This is a genomic window from Polaromonas sp. (genome assembly GCF_039930745.1).
Lineage (GTDB): Bacteria > Pseudomonadota > Gammaproteobacteria > Burkholderiales > Burkholderiaceae_C > Polaromonas.
The window spans coordinates 1-5,698 of the sequence record NZ_JBDTTH010000152.1; the positions used below are offsets into that span (position 1 = coordinate 1).

Here is a 5,698-nt window from a genome sequence, read left to right on the forward strand (position 1 = left end):
CTTGATCGAATTGAGACGCACGGCGGACCCTGTTTTTTTCTTCGCGCTTTGAAGCTAAGCTGTTGATTTTTATAGCGCTTTTGCGTAACACCGGGCTGGCTCGCAGCAAACCCGCAGCCCGCAATGTTACCCGAGCCCGCCCCCTTGGCCGCTGTAAGAAAGCGTGTCTGTGGCCAGGCGCACAAGCTTCACCGGCCAGCCCCCTGCCCGCCAAACCGCGTTTGCGCCATAACCATGCATCAAATCGGGCCTTGGCCCTTGTGTGGCGGGCGCAGGCAGCTATCTATTCAATAGCGCACCGCGGGTATCCCGGCAGCCATGCTGACCGGTGCCGGAGCAGGCGGGATAATCCGGGCCATGAATCCATTGTTGAAACGCCTGCAGCTCTACCCCTTCGAGCGGCTGCGCCAGCTCCATGCCGGTGTCACGCCCAACCCGGCCTACCGCCCCATCAGCCTGGGCATAGGCGAGCCCAAACATGCCACGCCCGAACTGATCAAAACCGCCCTGAGCGCCAACCTGGCCAGCCTGGCCGGCTACCCTGCCACGGCCGGCGAGCCGAAACTGCGCCAGGCTATGGCCGACTGGCTGCAGCGGCGCTATAGCCTGGCGCTGGACCCGGCCACGCAAATCCTGCCGGTCAATGGTTCGCGCGAAGCCCTGTTTGCGCTGGCGCAGACCGTGATCGACCCGAGCCTTCCGGGCGCGACGGTCGTGAGTCCCAATCCCTTCTATCAAATTTACGAAGGTGCAGCGCTGCTGGCTGGCGCTGACACCTGGTTCGCACCCAGCGACCCGGCGCGCAATTTCGCGATCGATTGGGCCGCCGTTCCGCAAGACGTCTGGCAAAAGACGCAACTGCTGTTTGTCTGCTCTCCCGGCAACCCGACCGGCGCCGTGATGGGCCTGGACGAGTGGAAGCTGCTGTTCGAGCTCAGCGACCGCTACGGCTTTGTCATTGCTTCAGACGAGTGTTACAGCGAGATCTACTTCCGTGACGAGCCGCCGCTGGGTGGCCTGCAGGCCGCCGCGCAACTGGACCGCCATGACTTCAAAAACCTGATCGCGCTGACCAGCCTGTCCAAACGCAGCAACGTGCCGGGCTTGCGCAGCGGTTTTGTGGCCGGTGATGCAGCGCTGATCAAACCCTTTTTGCTCTACCGCACCTACCACGGCAGCGCCATGAGCCCCATCGTGCAGGCCGCCAGCATCGCCGCCTGGAACGACGAGAAACACGTGATCGAGAACCGGGCCATGTACCGCGAGAAGTTTGCCCAGGTCACACCCCTGCTTTCCGCAGTGATGGACGTGGCCCTGCCCGACGCCGGGTTTTACTTGTGGGCGAAAATCCCCGACCGCTTCAACAACGACGACCCCGCGTTCTCGCGCGAGCTGCTCGCTCTTTACAATGTGGTGGTGTTGCCAGGCAGTTACCTGGCCCGTGAAGCCCGGGGCCACAATCCGGGCACCGGGCGAATCCGCATGGCGCTGGTGGCCGAAACCGCTGAATGTGTGGAAGCTGCCCGACGAATCGTTCAATTTATTCAATCCAACTGATTTCTTCAAAATGACCCAAGACCAACTCGAAAGCATCATCAACGCCGCCTGGGAAGACCGCGCGAACCTGTCCCCCCAAGCCGCGCCCAAAGAGGTGCAGGATGCCGTCGAACACACCATCGCCGAACTCAACGCCGGCCGCTTGCGTGTGGCCACGCGCCAGGGTGTGGGCCAGTGGACGACGCACCAGTGGATCAAGAAGGCTGTGCTGCTGAGCTTCCGCCTGAAGGACAACGTGCTGATGCGCGCCGGCGAGCTCGGGTTTTATGACAAGGTGCCGACCAAGTTCTCACACCTGAGCGAGCAGGAAATGAAGGCCAGCGGGGTGCGCGTGGTACCGCCGGCCGTGGCACGCCGCGGCAGCTACATCGCCAAAGGCGCGATCCTCATGCCCAGCTACGTGAACATCGGGGCCTATGTGGACGAAGGCACCATGGTGGACGCCTGGGCCACCGTCGGCAGCTGTGCGCAGGTCGGCAAGAACGTGCACCTGTCCGGCGGCGTCGGCCTCGGTGGCGTGCTCGAGCCCTTGCAGGCCAATCCGACCATCATTGAAGACAACTGCTTCATCGGCGCACGCTCAGAAGTGGTTGAAGGCGTGATCGTCGAGGAAAACTCCGTCATTTCCATGGGGGTCTACATCGGCCAGAGTACCAAGATCTACGACCGCGCTACGGGCACCGTGACGTACGGTCGTATCCCGTCCGGCTCGGTGGTCGTTGCCGGCAACCTGCCCAGCGCGGACGGTAAGTACAGCTTGTACTGCGCGGTGATCGTCAAGCGCGTCGATGCGCAGACCCGCGCGAAGACCAGCCTCAATGATCTTCTCCGCGACTGATCACCCCTCCTGACTGACTGATCGAAACCAACGATGACTGGGCAGACTATGAGCACGATGGAACGAATTCTGCGTTTGATGGCCGAGAAGAAGGCTTCGGACGTCTACCTGTCGGCTCATTCCCCTGCGCTGATCAAGATCAACGGCGAAGCGATTCCGATCAACAGCCAGATCCTGCCGCCTGATGCACCGCGCAACCTGCTGGCCGAGGTGTTGCCTCCTGAACGCATCGAAGAACTGGAAGAACTCGGCGAGCTCAACATGGGCTTTCCGCTGGCCGGCGTCGGCAACTTCCGCATCAGCGGCTTCCGGCAGCGCAGCACCTACGCCGCAGTGATCCGCTACGTGCCCGGTGACATCCCGTCGCTGGAAAGCCTCAACGTCCCGCCCATCCTGTCCAGCCTGATCATGGAAAAACGCGGCCTGCTGCTGATGGTCGGCGCCACCGGTGCCGGCAAAAGCACTACGCTGGCGGCCATGCTAGACCATCGCAACGCAACCATGCCGGGGCACATTCTGACGATCGAAGACCCGGTCGAATTTTTGTTCACCAACAAGAAGTCGGTGGTCAACCAGCGCGAAGTCGGCAGCGACACGCAGTCGCTGCAGGTGGCGCTGAAAAATGCGCTGCGCCAGGCGCCCGACGTGATCCTGATCGGCGAAATCCGCGACCGTGAAACCATGTCGGCCGCCATTGCCTACGCCCAGTCCGGCCACTTGTGCCTGGCCACCATGCACGCCAACAACAGCTACCAGGCCCTCAACCGGATTTTGAGTTTTTATCCGGTCGAGGTGCGCAATACGATGCTGGGCGATCTGGGCGCGGCCATGAAAGCCATCGTCTCGCAGCGCCTGCTGCGCACCCAGGCCGGCGCGCGCGCGCCGGCGGTTGAGGTCATGCTCAATACCAAACTCATCTCCGAGCTGATCGAAAAAGGCGATTTTTCCGGCGTCAAGGAAGCGATGGAAAAGTCCATGGCGGAAGGCTCGCAGACCTTTGAACAGGACATTGCCAAGCTGATCGTCAACGGCACCGTCACCCGCAAGGAAGGCCTGCTCCACGCCGACTCGCCGACCAACCTCATGTGGCGCCTGGAAAACGACTTCGCGATGGCGGCCAAGGCTGCCGAGGAGCCCGAAGAAGAACAGGAAGAGGAAGCATCCTTCACGGAAATCACCCTCGACGTTCGCCATGACGCCAAACCCGGCAGCACCGGTTTTGGGAACCTGTAAACGGGTGGGCCATCGTTTTCATGTCTTCCACGCTCAGACTCACCGAACAGCTGATTTCCCGCCCCTCGATCACGCCCGATGACGCCGGCTGCCAGGCCATTCTTGCGGCCCGGCTGGCGCCGCTGGGTTTCGACTGCGAAACCATCATCAGCGGGCCGGAGAACTTCCGGGTCACCAACCTGTGGGCAAAATTCAAAGGTTCTAGGCCTGTAGCCCAGGCGGAGCGGGCACAAGTAGCTACTGATTCGATAGCACCGCGAACCCTGGTCTTCGCCGGTCACACCGATGTGGTCCCCACCGGCCCGCTGAACCAGTGGAGCAGCCCGCCCTTCACGCCCAGCCACCGCGACGGTGTGTTGTACGGTCGCGGTGCGGCCGACATGAAAACCTCGATTGCCGCCATGGTGGTGGCTGTCGAGGAATTCCTCGCCGCCAACCCGCAACCGAATCTATCTATTGCTTTCCTGATCACCAGCGACGAAGAAGGCCCGTCCGTGGACGGCACGGCCATCGTTGTGCAGCAGCTGAAAGCGCGCGGCGAAGTGCTGGACTACTGCATCGTCGGCGAGCCGACCTCGGTGAACCAGCTCGGCGACATGATCAAGAACGGCCGGCGCGGCACGCTCAGCGGCAAGCTCGGCGTCAAGGGAGTGCAGGGCCACATCGCCTACCCGCACCTGGCCGACAACCCCATTCACCGCTTTGCGCCGGCGCTGGCCGAGCTGGTGGCGACCGAGTGGGACGCCGGCAATGAATTTTTCCCGGCGACCAGTTGGCAGGTCTCCAACGTACACGGCGGCACCGGCGCGTCCAACATCATTCCGGGCGAGCTGGTGGTGGACTTCAACTTCCGCTTTTCCACCGAATCGACGGCCGACAGCCTGAAGGCGCGGCTGGAAGCCATCCTGCAGAAACACAAGCTCGACTACGCGCTCAAATGGACGCTGGGTGGCCAGCCCTTTTTGACCACGCCGGGCGAGCTGGTCCAGGCGGTCAGCCAGTCCATCCAGGCCGAGACCGGCGTGGCAACCGAACTGTCCACCACGGGCGGCACCAGCGATGGGCGCTTTATCGCGAGCATCTGCCCACAGCTCATCGAGTTCGGCCCGATCAATGCATCCATCCACAAGATCGACGAAAACGTGCTGGTCAGCACGCTGGACCCGCTGAAAAACATCTACAAAGGTGTGCTCGAACGTCTGGCCGCTTTATGAGCCCCGACAGCCAGCCAACAGTGCTCTCGCTGGTCGAGCACTGGGCGGACCGGCTGGAGGCTGCCGGCCTGAGCCAGGCCGATGGTTTTGGCCAGGGCACCCTCACCGCTTTTGACGAAGCTGCCTGGCTGGTGCTGTGGCGCCTTGGCTTGCCGCTGGACGAGCTCGATGAAGTGGAAAATCAGCCCGTAGCCCCCGCCGATGCTGCGCAGGTAGCTATTCTTCTGGAAGCACGCATCAGCACGCGCAAGCCCGCTGCCTACCTGACGAGAGAAGCCTGGCTGCAAGGCGTGCCCTTTTATGTTGATGAACGGGTGATCATTCCGCGCTCCCTGATTGCCGAGCTGCTCGTGGATGAAAGCATAGATCCCTGGCTCAGCGAAGACACGCGCCGAGTGCTGGACCTGTGCACCGGCAACGGCAGCCTGGCCATTCTGGCCGCCATGGCCTACCCGGACGTGGCCGTGGATGCGGCCGACATCAGCACCGACGCGCTGGCCGTGGCCCGCATCAATGTCGATATCCATGAGTTGCAGGGACGCATCACGCTGATTGAATCCAACGGTCTGGCTGCCTGCCCTGGCCCGTACGACCTGATTCTGTGCAACCCGCCCTATGTGAATGCCGCCACCATGGCCGCCCTGCCGGCCGAATTCCGGGCCGAGCCGGCCCTGGCGCTGGCTGGCGGCGAGGACGGCATGGACTTCATCAGAAGCCTTTTTCTAAACGCAGCCCGCCATATGAGCGAAAATGCTGTCCTGGTGCTGGAAATCGGCAACGAGCGCGAGAATTTTGAACGCGCCTTCCCCGAGCTGGAACCCCTGTGGTTCGAGACCAGCGCAGGCCCTGACCAGGT

General features: G+C 62.4%; 5 protein-coding genes. All 5 read left to right on the forward strand.

The annotated features are described in order from the left end of the window. Positions 1-357 precede the first annotated feature (357 nt). Positions 358-1,557, forward strand: a complete 1,200-nt coding sequence (dapC, locus tag ABI660_RS22715; protein ID WP_348072410.1) for a succinyldiaminopimelate transaminase — start codon at positions 358-360, stop codon at positions 1,555-1,557. Between the two features lie 10 nt (positions 1,558-1,567). Continuing rightward, the gene (gene dapD, locus ABI660_RS22720; RefSeq protein ID WP_348072412.1) at positions 1,568-2,395 is read left to right on the forward strand and encodes a 2,3,4,5-tetrahydropyridine-2,6-dicarboxylate N-succinyltransferase; all 828 of its coding nucleotides are present in this window, start codon (positions 1,568-1,570) and stop codon (positions 2,393-2,395) included. 48 nt (positions 2,396-2,443) lie between these two features. Further along, positions 2,444-3,628, forward strand: coding sequence for a PilT/PilU family type 4a pilus ATPase (locus ABI660_RS22725; protein ID WP_348072418.1), 1,185 nt, complete (start codon positions 2,444-2,446; stop codon positions 3,626-3,628). 20 nt (positions 3,629-3,648) lie between these two features. Continuing rightward, complete coding sequence (gene dapE, locus ABI660_RS22730) at positions 3,649-4,842, forward strand: succinyl-diaminopimelate desuccinylase (protein WP_348072414.1); 1,194 nt, start codon at positions 3,649-3,651, stop codon at positions 4,840-4,842. Then, positions 4,839-5,698: 50S ribosomal protein L3 N(5)-glutamine methyltransferase (gene prmB / locus ABI660_RS22735; RefSeq protein WP_348072416.1), on the forward strand; the 860-nt coding region annotated here is incomplete at its 3' end. The genes dapE and prmB, both read left to right, overlap by 4 nt.